The 12,647-nt window shown below is 64.0% G+C and carries 13 protein-coding genes; 10 read left to right on the top strand and 3 right to left on the bottom strand.

The window, feature by feature from the left end:
• Positions 1–191 precede the first annotated feature (191 nt).
• The 8 genes from urtA to B5D62_RS14990 all read left to right on the top strand — a co-directional run bounded on the left by urtA (position 192) and on the right by B5D62_RS14990 (position 7,994).
• Positions 192–1,391, top strand: coding sequence for an urea ABC transporter substrate-binding protein (urtA, locus tag B5D62_RS15025; RefSeq protein ID WP_419188785.1), 1,200 nt, complete (start codon positions 192–194; stop codon positions 1,389–1,391).
• A 90-nt stretch (positions 1,392–1,481) separates the two neighbouring features.
• On the top strand, positions 1,482–2,408 hold the full coding sequence (gene urtB, locus B5D62_RS15020; protein ID WP_085934648.1) for an urea ABC transporter permease subunit UrtB: 927 nt from the start codon (positions 1,482–1,484) through the stop codon (positions 2,406–2,408).
• 17 nt (positions 2,409–2,425) lie between these two features.
• A complete protein-coding gene (urtC, locus tag B5D62_RS15015) occupies positions 2,426–3,571 on the top strand; it encodes an urea ABC transporter permease subunit UrtC (protein ID WP_085934647.1) in 1,146 nt (381 codons plus the stop codon).
• Positions 3,572–3,580: 9 nt separating this feature from the next.
• Positions 3,581–4,336, top strand: coding sequence for an urea ABC transporter ATP-binding protein UrtD (gene urtD, locus B5D62_RS15010; protein WP_085934646.1), 756 nt, complete (start codon positions 3,581–3,583; stop codon positions 4,334–4,336).
• 22 nt (positions 4,337–4,358) lie between these two features.
• Positions 4,359–5,048 carry an urea ABC transporter ATP-binding subunit UrtE gene (gene urtE, locus B5D62_RS15005; RefSeq protein WP_085934645.1) on the top strand — a complete coding sequence of 230 codons (690 nt, stop codon included), beginning with the start codon at positions 4,359–4,361 and terminating at the stop codon, positions 5,046–5,048.
• A gap of 26 nt (positions 5,049–5,074) precedes the next feature.
• Positions 5,075–6,304, top strand: coding sequence for a formamidase (fmdA, locus tag B5D62_RS15000; protein ID WP_085934644.1), 1,230 nt, complete (start codon positions 5,075–5,077; stop codon positions 6,302–6,304).
• Between the two features lie 9 nt (positions 6,305–6,313).
• Entirely contained in the window at positions 6,314–6,658 is a 345-nt protein-coding gene (locus B5D62_RS14995; protein ID WP_085934643.1) for an FmdB family zinc ribbon protein, read from the top strand.
• A 55-nt stretch (positions 6,659–6,713) separates the two neighbouring features.
• Entirely contained in the window at positions 6,714–7,994 is a 1,281-nt protein-coding gene (locus tag B5D62_RS14990; protein WP_085934642.1) for an ArgE/DapE family deacylase, read from the top strand.
• Positions 7,995–8,177: 183 nt separating this feature from the next.
• Here B5D62_RS14990 and B5D62_RS14985 read toward each other — a convergent pair whose 3' ends face one another.
• The 3 genes from B5D62_RS14985 to B5D62_RS14975 form a co-directional block, all read right to left on the bottom strand.
• Positions 8,178–9,038: an EamA family transporter gene (locus B5D62_RS14985; RefSeq protein WP_085934641.1), complete on the bottom strand. Its 861-nt coding sequence runs from the start codon at positions 9,036–9,038 to the stop codon at positions 8,178–8,180.
• 99 nt (positions 9,039–9,137) lie between these two features.
• Positions 9,138–10,355, bottom strand: coding sequence for a tetratricopeptide repeat protein (locus B5D62_RS14980; protein ID WP_085934640.1), 1,218 nt, complete (start codon positions 10,353–10,355; stop codon positions 9,138–9,140).
• Positions 10,356–10,497: 142 nt separating this feature from the next.
• On the bottom strand, positions 10,498–10,701 hold the full coding sequence (locus B5D62_RS14975) for a DUF1127 domain-containing protein (protein WP_085934639.1): 204 nt from the start codon (positions 10,699–10,701) through the stop codon (positions 10,498–10,500).
• Between the two features lie 134 nt (positions 10,702–10,835).
• On the opposite strand from B5D62_RS14975, the gene B5D62_RS14970 reads away from it, so the two are divergent.
• Positions 10,836–11,738: a transcriptional regulator GcvA gene (locus B5D62_RS14970; protein ID WP_085934638.1), complete on the top strand. Its 903-nt coding sequence runs from the start codon at positions 10,836–10,838 to the stop codon at positions 11,736–11,738.
• Positions 11,739–11,780: 42 nt separating this feature from the next.
• Positions 11,781–12,569, top strand: coding sequence for a pentapeptide repeat-containing protein (locus tag B5D62_RS14965; RefSeq protein WP_085934637.1), 789 nt, complete (start codon positions 11,781–11,783; stop codon positions 12,567–12,569).
• Positions 12,570–12,647: the final 78 nt, after the last annotated feature.

Raw genomic sequence — 12,647 nt, 5'->3', positions numbered from 1 at the left:
TGGACCATACGTCGGTATATTGCGGTGCAATATACGTGTTCTTGCGTATTTGTGCGTTGCACAAGTCGGACCATCCTCGACCCATCAAGAAGCTTTTGAGGCAACCAGAGGGGGCGGTGATGTCGGACAGGAATGACAGCTACAAGCCATGGGGGCCGCTGGCCCCGTCCCGGCGCAAGCTGCTGGCAGGGATGGCGGCGCTGCCCGCGCTGTCGATGCTGCCGCGGCCGTCCTTCGCCGCGGCGCCCCCCACCTCGGTCGTCAACACGACGGGCCTGGCGGTGACGGACAGCGAAGTGACGGTCGGAATCCTGCATTCGGTCACGGGCACGATGGCCATCAGCGAAACCGGATCGGTCGAGGCCGAGAAGCTCGCCATCGAGCAGATCAATGCCGAGGGCGGCGTGCTCGGCCGCAAGATCAAGTTCATCCAGGAGGACGGCGCGAGCGACTGGCCGACCTTCGCCGAGAAGGCCAAGAAGCTCCTGGTCAACGACAAGTGTGCCGCCGTCATGGGCTGCTGGACGTCGGCCTCGCGCAAGGCGGTGCTGCCGGTGTTCGAGCAGTACAACGGCATGCTCTACTATCCGACCTTCTACGAGGGCCTGGAGCAGTCGAAGAACGTCATCTACACGGGCCAGGAGGCGACGCAGCAGATCATCGCCGGCCTCGACTGGGTGTCCAAGGAGAAGGGCGCCAAGACCTTCTACCTGCTCGGTTCCGACTACATCTGGCCGCGCACCTCCAACAAGATCGCGCGCAAGCACATCGAGAACCACCTGAAGACCAAGGTGGTGGGCGAGGAATACTTCCCGCTCGGCCACACCCAGTTCAACTCGGTCATCAACAAGATCAAGCTGACCAAGCCCGACGTCATCTATGCGATCATCGTCGGCGGCTCCAACGTCGCCTTCTACAAGCAGCTCAAGGCGGCGGGCATCGATCTGTCCAAGCAGACGCTGCTGACCATCTCCGTGACGGAGGACGAGATCGACGGCATCGGCGGCGAAAACATCGCCGGCGCCTATGCCTGCATGAAGTACTTCCAGTCGCTGGACAACCCCAACAACAAGGCGTTCGTCGCTGCCTTCAAGAAGATGTGGGGCGAGAAGACCGTCATCGGTGACGTCACCCAGGCGGCCTATCTCGGCCCGTGGCTCTGGAAACTGACGGTCGAGAAGGCGAACAGCTTCGATATCGACAAGATCGCGGCTGCCTCGCCCGGCGTGGAGTTCAAGGGAGCGCCCGAGGGATATGTGCGGATCCATGAGAACCATCATCTCTGGTCCAAGACGCGCGTCGGTCGTGCCCGGCCGGACGGCCAGTACGACGTGATCTACGAGACGAAGGACCTGGTCGAGCCGGATCCGTTCCCCAAGGGTTACCAGTGATCTGCCGCTGACCACGGCAGAGACCAGCGCCCGCGCCGCCTTCCCCAACCTGGGCGGCGCGGGCCCCCACCCCGGCGGAGAACCATAGTCATGTTCGGCGACTATTCGATCGGCGACCTCGGCGCCATCTTTGCGATGCAGGGCTTCGCCGGTCTCATCCTCTTCTCGGTCTTCGTGCTGATGGCGCTCGGGCTGGCGATCATCTTCGGCCAGATGGGCGTCATCAACATGGCGCACGGCGAGTTCATGATCCTCGGCGCCTATGTCACCTGGGCGACGTCCGGATTCTTCCAGCAGAACCTGCCGGCCTTGTTCCCCGGCTACTTCTTCGTCGCGATGATCCTGGCCTTCATTGCCGCCGGCGCGCTTGGAATGCTGGTGGAATGGGCGCTCATCAGGCACCTGTACCGGCGGCCGCTGGATACGTTGCTTGCCACTTGGGGGTTGAGCCTGATCCTCCAGCAGGCCTATCGCTCCGCCTTCGGGGCCCGCGAGGTCGGCGTCGAGCTGCCCGACTGGATGATGGGCTCCAAGCACCTGACCGACACGATCGAAGTGCCGATCAACGGCATCTTCGTGATGTGCCTCACGGCCCTGATCACCTGCGCGGTCGCCTATGTCCTGTTCTGGTCGCGCTGGGGACGGCAGGTGCGCGCCGTCGTGCAGAATCGCGTCATGGCCGGCGCCGTCGGAATCAACACCGAGAAGGTCGACCGCTACACCTTCGGCCTCGGCTGCGGCATCGCCGGGATCGCGGGCAGTGCCTTCACCATGATCGGCTCGACCGGACCGACATCCGGCCAGCTCTACATCGTCGACACCTTCATGGTGGTCGTGTTCGGCGGTGCGGCCAGCCTCGTCGGCACCATCGCCTCTGCCTTCACCATCTCGCAGGCCCGGTCGACGCTCGAATTCTTCCTGTCGGGCTCGATGGCCCAGGTCCTCACGCTGCTGGCCATCGTGGGCATCCTGATGCTGCGCCCGCAGGGTCTGTTCGCCCTCAAGGTCCGCAAGTAACCGAGCAGGAGCAGTCGATGAACGAGAACGCGCGACTCTTCGATCGGTCGGAGCTCATGGCGCTGGCCGCCCTGGCCCTGCTGTTGCTGGTGATCCTGCCCCTTGGCCTCGACGTCTTCCGTCTCAACCTGGTGGCTAAGTATCTCACCTACGCCTTCGTCGCGATCGGCCTTGTGCTGTGCTGGGGCTGCGGCGGCATCCTCAGCCTGGGCCAGGGCGTCTTCTTCGGCCTCGGCGGCTACTGCATGGCGATGTTCCTCAAGCTCGAGGCATCGAGCGTGGCGAACACCAAGATCCAGTCGACGCCCGGCATCCCGGACTTCATGGACTGGAACCAGCTCACCCAGCTGCCCTTCTTCTGGCAGCCGTTCCACAGCCTGACCTTCACGATCGTCGCGATCTTCGCCGTACCCGCCATCTTCGCCTTCATCGTCGGCGCGGCGTTGTTCAAGCGCCAGGTCGGCGGCGTCTATTTCGCCATCATCACCCAGGCGATCGCGGCGATCCTCACCATCTTGATCGTCGGGCAGCAGGGCTACACCGGTGGCATCAACGGCATCACCGACCTGCGCACACTCAAGGGGTGGGACATCCGCACCGACCAGGCGAAGTTCATCCTCTACTTCGTCGAGGTGGCTTTCCTGTTCGCGACCGTCGTGGCGGCCCAGTTCGTCCGCCGCTCCAAGCTCGGCCGCATCCTGGTTGCCATGCGCGAGAAGGAAGACCGCGTCCGCTTCTCCGGCTACAGCGTCGCCAACTTCAAGATCTTCGCCTTCTGCATCGCCGCTGTCTTCGCCGCCGTCGGCGGAGCGCTGTTCACGCTCGAGGTCGGCTTCATGTCGCCGTCCTTCGTCGGCATCGTGCCGTCGATCGAGATGGTCATCTACACGGCGGTGGGCGGACGCCTGTCGATCTTCGGCGCCATCTACGGGACGCTGATCGTCAACTTCGCCAAGACGAGCTTCTCGGAATCCTTCCCCCAGCTCTGGCTGTTCGGTCTCGGCGCCCTGTTCATCGCCGTCGTGCTTGCCTTCCCCAACGGTCTGGCCGGCCTGTGGCGGGACTACGTGCAGCCGCGCCTCGATCCACTGCTGCTCGGCCGTTCGGCCGCGGCGGCGAAGTGGGCCGGCCGTTCGGTGGCCGACGGCGCAGCGGCGGAATAGGAGGCGATCATGGTCATCGGCGATGTCCAGAAGGACTTCCTGCTCGCCGTTGAGGGGCTCACGGTCTCGTTCGACGGCTTCAAGGCGGTCAACGACCTTTCCTTCTACGTCGACGAGAACGAGATCCGCGTCATCATCGGGCCCAACGGCGCCGGCAAGACAACGGTCCTCGACCTGATCTGCGGCAAGACCGAAGCGACGTCCGGGTCGATCAAGTTCCGCGGGCAGGAGCTGACCCACATGACGCCGAACCAGATCGTGCTGGCGGGTGTCGGCCGGAAGTTCCAGACGCCGTCGATCTACGATGATCTCACCGTCTTCGAGAACCTGGAGATCTCCTATCCGCGTGGCCGCACCGTTTTCGGCGCATTGACCTTCAAGCGCGACGCCGCCGTCCGCGAACGCGTCGAGGCGGTGGCCGAGACCATCTTCCTGAAGGACCGGCTGCACACCAGCGCCGAGCTTTTGAGCCATGGGCAGAAGCAGTGGCTCGAGATCGGCATGCTGCTGATCCAGGAACCGGCACTCCTGATGCTGGACGAGCCGGTGGCGGGAATGAGCGTCAGCGAACGCGTGAAGACCGCCGAACTGCTGCACGGGATCATCAAGAACCACTCCGTGCTGGTGATCGAGCACGACATGAAGTTCGTCGAGGACATCGCACACAAGGTCATCGTTCTGCACCAGGGCCGCATCCTCTCGGAAGGGAAGATGGACAAGGTGAAGAACGATCCCAAGGTGATCGAAGTCTATCTCGGTCACTGATCGAAGGCGGAGGGAGCGGACGATGCTGGCGATTTCCGATCTTCATGTCGCTTACGGGCAGAGCGAAGTCCTGCACGGCCTCAACGTCTCGGTGGCACCCGGCGAGATCGTGGCGATCATGGGCCGCAACGGCATGGGCAAGACCACGCTCATGAAGGCGTTGATGGGTATCCTGCCGGCGCGGCGCGGTTCGGTGGCGATGGAGGGCACGGAACTCGTCGCCCTGAAAAGCTACGAGCGCGTCGCCAAGGGACTGGCTTATGTCCCGCAGGGTCGCATGATCTTCTCGACCATGACCGTCAAGGAGAACATCGAGACGGGCCTGGTGGTATCCGGCGGCAAGGACGTTCCCGGTGACATCTATGAGTTGTTCCCGGTCCTGCTGGAGATGAAGGACCGCCGCGGCGGCAATCTGTCCGGTGGCCAGCAACAGCAGCTTGCGATCGCCCGCGCGCTGGCAACCAAGCCCAAGGTCCTGCTGCTCGACGAGCCGACCGAAGGCATCCAACCCTCGATCATCCGCGAGATGGCTCGCACGCTGAAGCGCATCCGCGACGAACGCGGCCTGTCGATCGTGGTCTCGGAGCAGGTGCTGAGCTTCGCTCTCGATGTCGCCGACCGGGTGCTTGTCATCGAGAACGGCGAGATCGTGCGCGACGACGCGCGGGCCAATGTCGATGAGGCGGTGATCGCCAAATACTTGTCCGTCTAGCCAAGGCAGAACCAGGGGAGAAACCGATGCCGAAAACGCTGATCAAGGTCGATCTGTCGCAATCCGCCTACGACAACGACATGGTGCACAATCGCTGGCATCCGGACGTGCCGATCGTGGCCTGGGTCGATCCCGGCGACGATTTCGTCATCGAGACGTACGACTGGACCGGGGGCTTCATCAAGAACAACGACTCGGCCGACGATGTCCGCGATATCGATCTGTCGATCGTGCACTTCCTGTCCGGACCTGTCGGCGTGAAGGGTGCGGAGCCGGGCGATCTTCTGGTCGTCGACCTGCTCGATGTCGGCCCGGTCAAGGAGAGCCTGTGGGGCTTCAACGGCTTCTTCTCCAAGCAGAACGGTGGCGGCTTCCTGACCGATCACTTCCCCCTGGCGCAGAAGTCGATCTGGGATTTCCATGGTCTCTACACGTCGTCGCGGCATGTGCCGGGCGTGAGCTGGGCCGGACTGATCCATCCCGGCCTGATCGGCTGCCTGCCCGATCCCAAACTGCTCGAGACCTGGAACGCCCGTGAGGCGGCGCTGATCGCGACCAATCCGACCCGTGTGCCGGGCCTTGCCAATCCGCCATTCGGACCGACGGCGCATATGGGCCGGCTCAAAGGCGAGGCGCGTGACAAGGCGGCGGCCGAGGGCGCGCGCACCGTTCCGCCCCGCGAGCATGGCGGCAATTGTGACATCAAAGATTTGTCACGTGGCAGCCGTGTCTATTTCCCGGTCTATGTCCCAGGTGGCGGCCTTTCGATGGGCGACCTGCATTTCAGCCAGGGCGATGGTGAGATCACCTTCTGCGGCGCCATCGAGATGGCGGGCTGGCTGCATCTCAAGGTCGACGTCATCAAGGGCGGCATGGCCAAGTACGGCATCAAGAATCCGATCTTCAAGCCGTCGCCGATCACGCCGACCTACAAGGATTACCTGATCTTCGAGGGAATCTCCGTCGACGAGGCCGGCCAGCAGCATTACCTCGATGTGCATATCGCCTATCGCCAAGCCTGCCTCAACGCCATCGAGTACCTGAAGAAGTTCGGCTATTCCGGTGCCCAGGCCTACTCGATCCTCGGCACGGCGCCGTGCCAGGGCCACATCTCCGGCGTGGTCGACGTTCCGAATGCCTGTGCCACGCTGTGGCTGCCGACGGAGATCTTCGAGTTCGATCTCATGCCGTCGTCGGCCGGTCCCATCAAGCACATCAAAGGTGATGTGCAGATGCCGATCTCGCCGGACAAGTGAGGAAGGCCGATGCCCATCTACGACTACATCTGCGACAGCTGCGGGCCCTTCGAGGAGCTTCGGCCGATGGCCGAGTGCGACACGCCCTGCAGCTGCCCGGACTGCGGCGAGCCATCGCCGCGCGCTCTGCTGACCGCTCCGCGGCTCTCCTGCATGGCGGTCGGGCTGCGCTCGGCCTTTGCCGTCAATGAGCGCAGTGCAAACGCACCGCAGACGGTCGATCAGTACAAGGCCAGCCGGCATGGACCGGGGTGCGGATGCTGCTCCTCGAAAGGCCGGGCTCGGCCGGTCGCGAAGGGCAAGGGCGGTGCCAAGAGCTTTCCGGCCGCGCGACCCTGGATGATCAGTCACTAGCATTGGTCGCGCCCGGCGTGCTTTGCTGCCTCCTGGTTCGTTCCAGGAGTAAGCGATGCTTGATGCCGACGTTAAAACCAGGATCATGAGCGAGGTCGACCGCCAGTTCGACGACCAGACGAAGGTGCTGGCCGATCTGGTCAAGATTCCCTCGACACGGTTCCACGAGGCGCCGGCACAGGACATGATGGCCCGTCTTTTCAAGGAAGACGGCCTTTCGATCGATCGCTGGCAGATCAAGATCGACGATCTCAAGCATCTGCCGGGCTATTCCCCCCATAGCCAGGACTACGACGATGCCTGGAACGTCGTCGGTACGTGGCGCGCCCCCAATCCGAAGGGCCGGTCGCTGATCCTGAACGGCCATATCGACGTTGTCCCCGAAGGGCCGCACGAGATGTGGTCGCGCAATCCGTTCGATCCCGTGATCAAGGATGGCTGGATGTACGGTCGCGGCGCGGGCGACATGAAGGCGGGCCTCATCCTCAACGTCTTCGCGCTGCGGGCACTGCGGGCGCTGGGGTACGAGCCGGCAGCCGACATCTATCAACAGTCCGTCGTCGAGGAGGAATGCACCGGCAATGGCGCGCTCGCCTGCCTGCAACGCGGCTATCGCGCGGATGCGGCACTGATCCCCGAACCGTCAGGCGGCACGGTGACGGTGGCCCAGGTCGGCGTCATGTGGTTCCAGGTCAAGGTCACCGGCCATCCGGTCCACGTCTACAAGGCCGATGCGGGATCGAATGCGATCGAGTCCGCCTATCGCCTCATCCAGCAGCTTCGCGAACTGGAGAAGAAGTGGAACGCCAAGAAGGCGCACGACAAGCACTTCTGCGATCATCACCATCCGGTGAACTTCAACGTCGGCAAGATCGCCGGCGGCGACTGGGCGAGCTCGGTGCCGGCCTGGTGCACGTTCGACATGCGGGTCGGTGTCCTGCCGTCGCAGACGCTCAAGGAGTGCCGCCAGGAGATCGAGGACGTGATCCGCCGCGCCGCTGCTGCCGATCCTTTCCTCGGCAACAATCCGCCGACCGTCACCTGGGAAGGCTTCCAGGCAGAGCCGTTCGTATTGCAGAACCACGAGCATGTCCTGGCCGTGCTGGCCGGCGCGCATCAGACCGTATTCGGCGATGAGCTGCCGAACCGGATCTCGACCGGAACCACGGACGCGCGTTTCTTCGGCCTCTATGCCGGGCTCCCGGCGCTGGTCTATGGGCCACAATCCGATGACGTTCATGGCTTTGACGAGCGGGTGAACTTGGAGTCTGTGCGTAAGATCACACAGTCCACGGCGCTGTTTATTGCCGAATGGTGTGGCCTCTCAAAGGCTTAGGCGATGACGGCGGCGGCATTTTCGCGTTCCAACTGCGGAATTGACGCGCGGCGTACGGAATTGTACATTTACAAGATTGGGACTGCATTCCGCTTGCCGGCTCGGCCGCTGCGGGATGCCTCATTGGGGAGTGAAAGCGGGGGCTTAAGGCTCCCGCTTTCCTTTTTTTGGCCAATCCTTCGGTCACAGGCGGCGCGCAGAAGCGACAATGCCGATCGCCACGCCGGCCAGGACAATGGCCACCCCGATCAGGCGCACGCCGCCGATCGGCTCGCCGACGATCTGGGAAGCGAAAAACAGGGCACAGCACGGCACCAACAGCGAAACCGGACCGACTTTCGCCGCCGGATAGCTGCGCAACAGCGTGCCCCAGATCAGATAGCCGAGCCACATGGCCGGCACGACCGTGTAGAAGAGGACCAGCCAGCCCTGCCAGCTGGGTGCCAGAATAGGCGATAGCGTTGCGTCGATCCCATCGGTCAGAGCGGCGGCAATCAGGAGCGGCAGCGGCGGCAGTAGGCTGGCCCAGGCAGTGACGGCGAACACCGGAGCGCCTCGTGCCTCGCGCAGGAAGAGATTGCCGACGGCCCAGCTCAAGGCCGACAGGAGAGCGATCCCGACCGCGAGCACGTTCGCGCTGCCCTCGACCGATCGCGCAATGACCAGCACACCGATCAGGGCCACGCCGAGCCCGAGCCACTGCGCCGGGCGCGTGCGTTCGTGCAGGAAGAGGGCGGCGAGCACGACGGTCAAAGGCCCCTGGAGCTGCACCAGCACGGAGGAGAGGCCGGGCGGCAATCCGGCCTGCATGGCGAAGAACAGGAAGACAAACTGGCCGGTGAACATGAAGAAGCCGATACCGGCCAAGGCGCGCCACGAGATCGGCGGGCGCGGCAGGAACAACACCGGCAATGCGCCGAGCAGAAAGCGCCAGCCGGCGAAGGTGAAAGGCGTGAAGACGTCGAGGCCGAGACGAATGACCGTGAAGTTGAGGCCCCATAGCGCTGCGATCAGGAGCGCGGCAGCGACATGCAGGGGCTTCAAGTCGTCTCCGCCGCGCCGAGGGCGTCTGATCCGCTGCCACGGATACCGAGGCCGCGATCGCTGCTCATCATGAATTTCCTCCCATGCGGGAGGCGGATATCAGCACCGGGCGAGGCGGGCCGCTAGCGCTTCGGCGTCGTTTGCGTTCAACAGTTCGAGGTGCGGATACCAGGGCGAGGGGCCACGTTGCGACCGCCACAGCCAGTCCGCGCCCGCTCCCAGAAGCATTACTGTTGGAATGCCGAGGGCGGCGGCGAGGTGGGCCGGCCACACATCGTCGGCGACGACGAGCTTGCAGGACGCAATCCTGCCGGGATCGCGTTCGATCGTCCGCTGCGCTGGCAGCTCCAGGCTGGTGAACCAGCCGATGCCGTCACCCGGCTCGGGCTTCGACCGAAGCGCCACGGGCGGCGGCAAAGCCTGCGGATTCCAATCGAGCAGATAGGGCAAGCTGCGCAACGGCGCGGCGGCGGCGAAGCCCTCCAGAGGATTGCCGCGGCTGGTGGTCGGCACGGCAAGCCAATCGGCGATCCTTGGACTGCACTGCACGACCGCATCGACGCCCCGTGCCAGCATCAGGGTATCGCGAATGGCCTGATCGCCATCGATATCGGTCTGCTCCGGATAGATCAGCAGTCGGCCCGACAGGGGCTCGCCCTGCCAGCGCGGCAGATCCGGGATGTACCTGTCGCCCGGCAGCTCGAGCCGCGCCTCGTAGTCGGGCAGGCCTCGCAGCCAGTCGCCCTGCTCCAGCAGGAGTTCGGCGCGCCGCAGCTTCAGCGCAGCGTCGTCGGGCCGATTGGTCAGGGCCATGTCGAGATCGGCCAGCGCTCCCATGCGGTCGCCCTGGGCCGCGAGCAAATTTGCGCGCGCCATCAGCGACGGCATGAAGCGGTGATCGATCGCCAGCGCCTCGTCATAGGCGGCCCGTGCTTCGTCGAAGCGGCCCAGCGCCTCGAGCGCACGGCCGCGATTATGCAGAATAGGGACCTCACCCGGCTTGATCCGGACGGCGCGGTCGAGGGCGGCCAGCGCCGCCGCATGCTCGCCCAGCATGGTGAGGCAGCCGGCGAGATTGACATGCGGCGCCGGATCGCGCGGCAGGAACTTGGCGGCCCGCTCGAGCGGCTCACGCGCCTCGGCGAAGCGGCGAAGCTTGAGCCGCGCCTGGCCGAGCAGATGAAGGGCCTGGCCGGAATTGGGACGCGCCGCGGCAACCTGCGCCAGCATCGGTTCCGCTGCGGCGAAGTCTCCGGCAGCGGCACACTGGATGGCATCGCGCGCGAGAGTCTGGATCTGAAGGTCGGAAAGCGCCACGCGCCGCGTCTAGCAAGCGCAGCGGCAGCGGGCAAAGAAAAAGCCGGCGGTCGACAGGGAGGCTGAGGAGTCGACCGCCGGCAGTCACCGGAGAGGGAAGAGGCCCGGCAGGGTGGAAGGACCTCGGCTCCGGATCAGGGGATCAGGCGCGCCAGAAGGGCTTGTTGGCTTCGAATTGGACCGCTTGCGGTGTCGTCCCGAGATCGCGGATGGCGCGACCGTCGAGACTGAGCAGTTCGCGGCGTTCCCGGTTGCGGCGGCGCCACGTCGCGATCGTCTTCTTCAACGCGGTAAGGGTACCGGCACCGGGAGTATGGGAAACGAAATGGACGGACAGGCTGGCCATGGGAGGGCTCCCCGACAGGAAAAGCATTTGTTGTCGGGATTTGCGCATCGGCCGGGGGCTTTACAAACGACGGATTGTCCTGTTTTGATAAATTTTGCTCATGCGAAAGCCACTGCTTTTCTAAGGGAATTCCGATGAAGAGAACCCTTCCCCCGCTCAACGGTTTGCGCGCTTTCGAGGCAGCCGCTCGCCATATGAGTTTTACCGATGCCGCCGAAGAGCTGAGCGTGACGCAGGCCGCAATCAGCCATCAGGTGCGCGGGCTGGAACAGCGGCTCGGATTAAAATTATTCGTGCGGAGAAACCGCTCGCTGCTGCTCTCCGAGGCGGGCCAGGCTTATCTGCCGGCGGTGCGGGCAGCCTTCGATCAGCTCAACGAGGCAACGGAGAAGCTGCTGCAGAAGGACCGCGGCGGCCATGTGACCGTTACCACCACCGCCTCCTTCGCCACCAAATGGCTGGTGCCGCGGCTTGGGGGCTTTCAACGCTCTCATCCCGAGATCGACGTTCGGATCAGCACTAACACCGGCCTGGTCGATTTTTCGCGGGAGGATGTCGATATCGGCATCCGCTACGGCCGCGGCCACTGGCCCAATCTCGTGGCCGAGCGGCTGGTCGGCGAGGACGTGATGCCGGTCTGTGCGCCGACCCTGCTCAAGGGCCCGAATGCGTTGCAGAAGCCAGCCGACCTCAAGCGCTTCACGCTGCTGCATATCGGTAGCTTCCCCGACGATTGGCAGGTCTGGCTGACCGCGGCGGGCGTCAAGGGCATCGATGCCTCGCGCGGCGTTACCTTCGATTTCGCCCTCGCCGCCTACCAGGCCGCCATGGACGGACTCGGGGTCGCGCTCGGACGGGCGCCGCTGGTCGCCCCCGATCTCAAGGCCGGCCGGCTGGTCATGCCGTTCGATTTCAGGATGCCATCGGAGTACGCCTACTATGTCGTCTATCCCGCCGAGGCGATCCGCCGGCGCAAGATCAAGGCGTTCCGTGACTGGCTGATGTCCCTGGCGGAGATCGTTACCAAGGCAGCATAGCGGCTACTCCGCGCCTCATCTCCTTCGGCGAGGGCAAGCCTTATGGCCGATGAGCACCCGATCCACCGCTCGATCTCCGCCGACGAGTTGCTGTCGACCGCGCACACACGGTCATTTTGCAACATCCTGTTCCCGCCGGACCTCGTCCTCGACGAGGCCGACTTGTCCGAAAGCCGCTTCGAGCGATGCCTGTTCCGCGTGCCGCTGATCCGGGGCGTCGATTTCTCTGGATCGATATTCGAGGACTGCCGGTTCGCGCCGACGCGCTTCGCGAGCTGCAAGCTCCCGGGCACGCGCTTCACCGGATGCACCCTGTTCGATGTCGAACAGAAGAAGGGCAGCAGCTTTGCCTTTTGCGACTTGCAGGCGGCAGAGATGACCAAGTGCAATTTCGCCACCTGCTCGTTCGAACGTTGCGACCTCTACAACGTGCACGCGGTCGAATGCAGTTTCCGCGGCGTCCAGTTCGGCCATTCGAGTTTCACCAAGGCGCTGTCCCGACGCTCGACACTGGCCAGGGCCTCCTTCGACGGATGCAACTTCAGCTTCGGTGACCTGTCGGGTCTGCAGCTACAGAATTGCCAGTTCCTGTCCTGCAAGTTCTCGGAAGCCTCCTTCATCGACACCGATCTGAGCGACGCCATGCTGTCGGCGTGCCAGCTCGACCGGGTGGAATGGGATCGGGCCAAGCTGCGCAATGCCGATCTTCGCGGGTCTCGGCTGTCGGGTCTCAATCTGGCGGTGCTCGCCGACTATGCCGGTCTGACCGTCAGCGAAAGCGAGCAATCGGGGCTCCTTGAGGGCCTGGGGATTGCGGTGCAGCCCGACTGACAATGGATGGCAGGACTCTCTGCCCATTTATTTGCATTTACAAATAAATCGCCAGAGTGCACCATGACGGCAATCAAA

This window comes from Enhydrobacter aerosaccus, assembly GCF_900167455.1.
Classification (GTDB): Bacteria; Pseudomonadota; Alphaproteobacteria; order Reyranellales; family Reyranellaceae; genus Reyranella; species Reyranella aerosaccus.
This window is presented reverse-complemented; position numbering and strand designations above follow the sequence as displayed.

Bases quoted from the DNA above. Each gene is read 5' to 3' on its own strand.
- B5D62_RS14965 (WP_085934637.1), top strand. From the start codon at position 11,781: ATGGCCGATGAGCACCCGATCCACCGCTCGATCTCCGCCGACGAGTTG.
- urtB (WP_085934648.1), top strand. From the start codon at position 1,482: ATGTTCGGCGACTATTCGATCGGCGACCTCGGCGCCATCTTTGCGATG.
- urtC (WP_085934647.1), top strand. From the start codon at position 2,426: ATGAACGAGAACGCGCGACTCTTCGATCGGTCGGAGCTCATGGCGCTG.
- B5D62_RS14975 (WP_085934639.1), bottom strand. From the start codon at position 10,701: ATGGCCAGCCTGTCCGTCCATTTCGTTTCCCATACTCCCGGTGCCGGT.
- urtA (WP_419188785.1), top strand. From the start codon at position 192: ATGGCGGCGCTGCCCGCGCTGTCGATGCTGCCGCGGCCGTCCTTCGCC.
- B5D62_RS14990 (WP_085934642.1), top strand. From the start codon at position 6,714: ATGCTTGATGCCGACGTTAAAACCAGGATCATGAGCGAGGTCGACCGC.
- urtE (WP_085934645.1), top strand. From the start codon at position 4,359: ATGCTGGCGATTTCCGATCTTCATGTCGCTTACGGGCAGAGCGAAGTC.
- B5D62_RS14995 (WP_085934643.1), top strand. From the start codon at position 6,314: ATGCCCATCTACGACTACATCTGCGACAGCTGCGGGCCCTTCGAGGAG.
- B5D62_RS14970 (WP_085934638.1), top strand. From the start codon at position 10,836: ATGAAGAGAACCCTTCCCCCGCTCAACGGTTTGCGCGCTTTCGAGGCA.
- fmdA (WP_085934644.1), top strand. From the start codon at position 5,075: ATGCCGAAAACGCTGATCAAGGTCGATCTGTCGCAATCCGCCTACGAC.
- urtD (WP_085934646.1), top strand. From the start codon at position 3,581: ATGGTCATCGGCGATGTCCAGAAGGACTTCCTGCTCGCCGTTGAGGGG.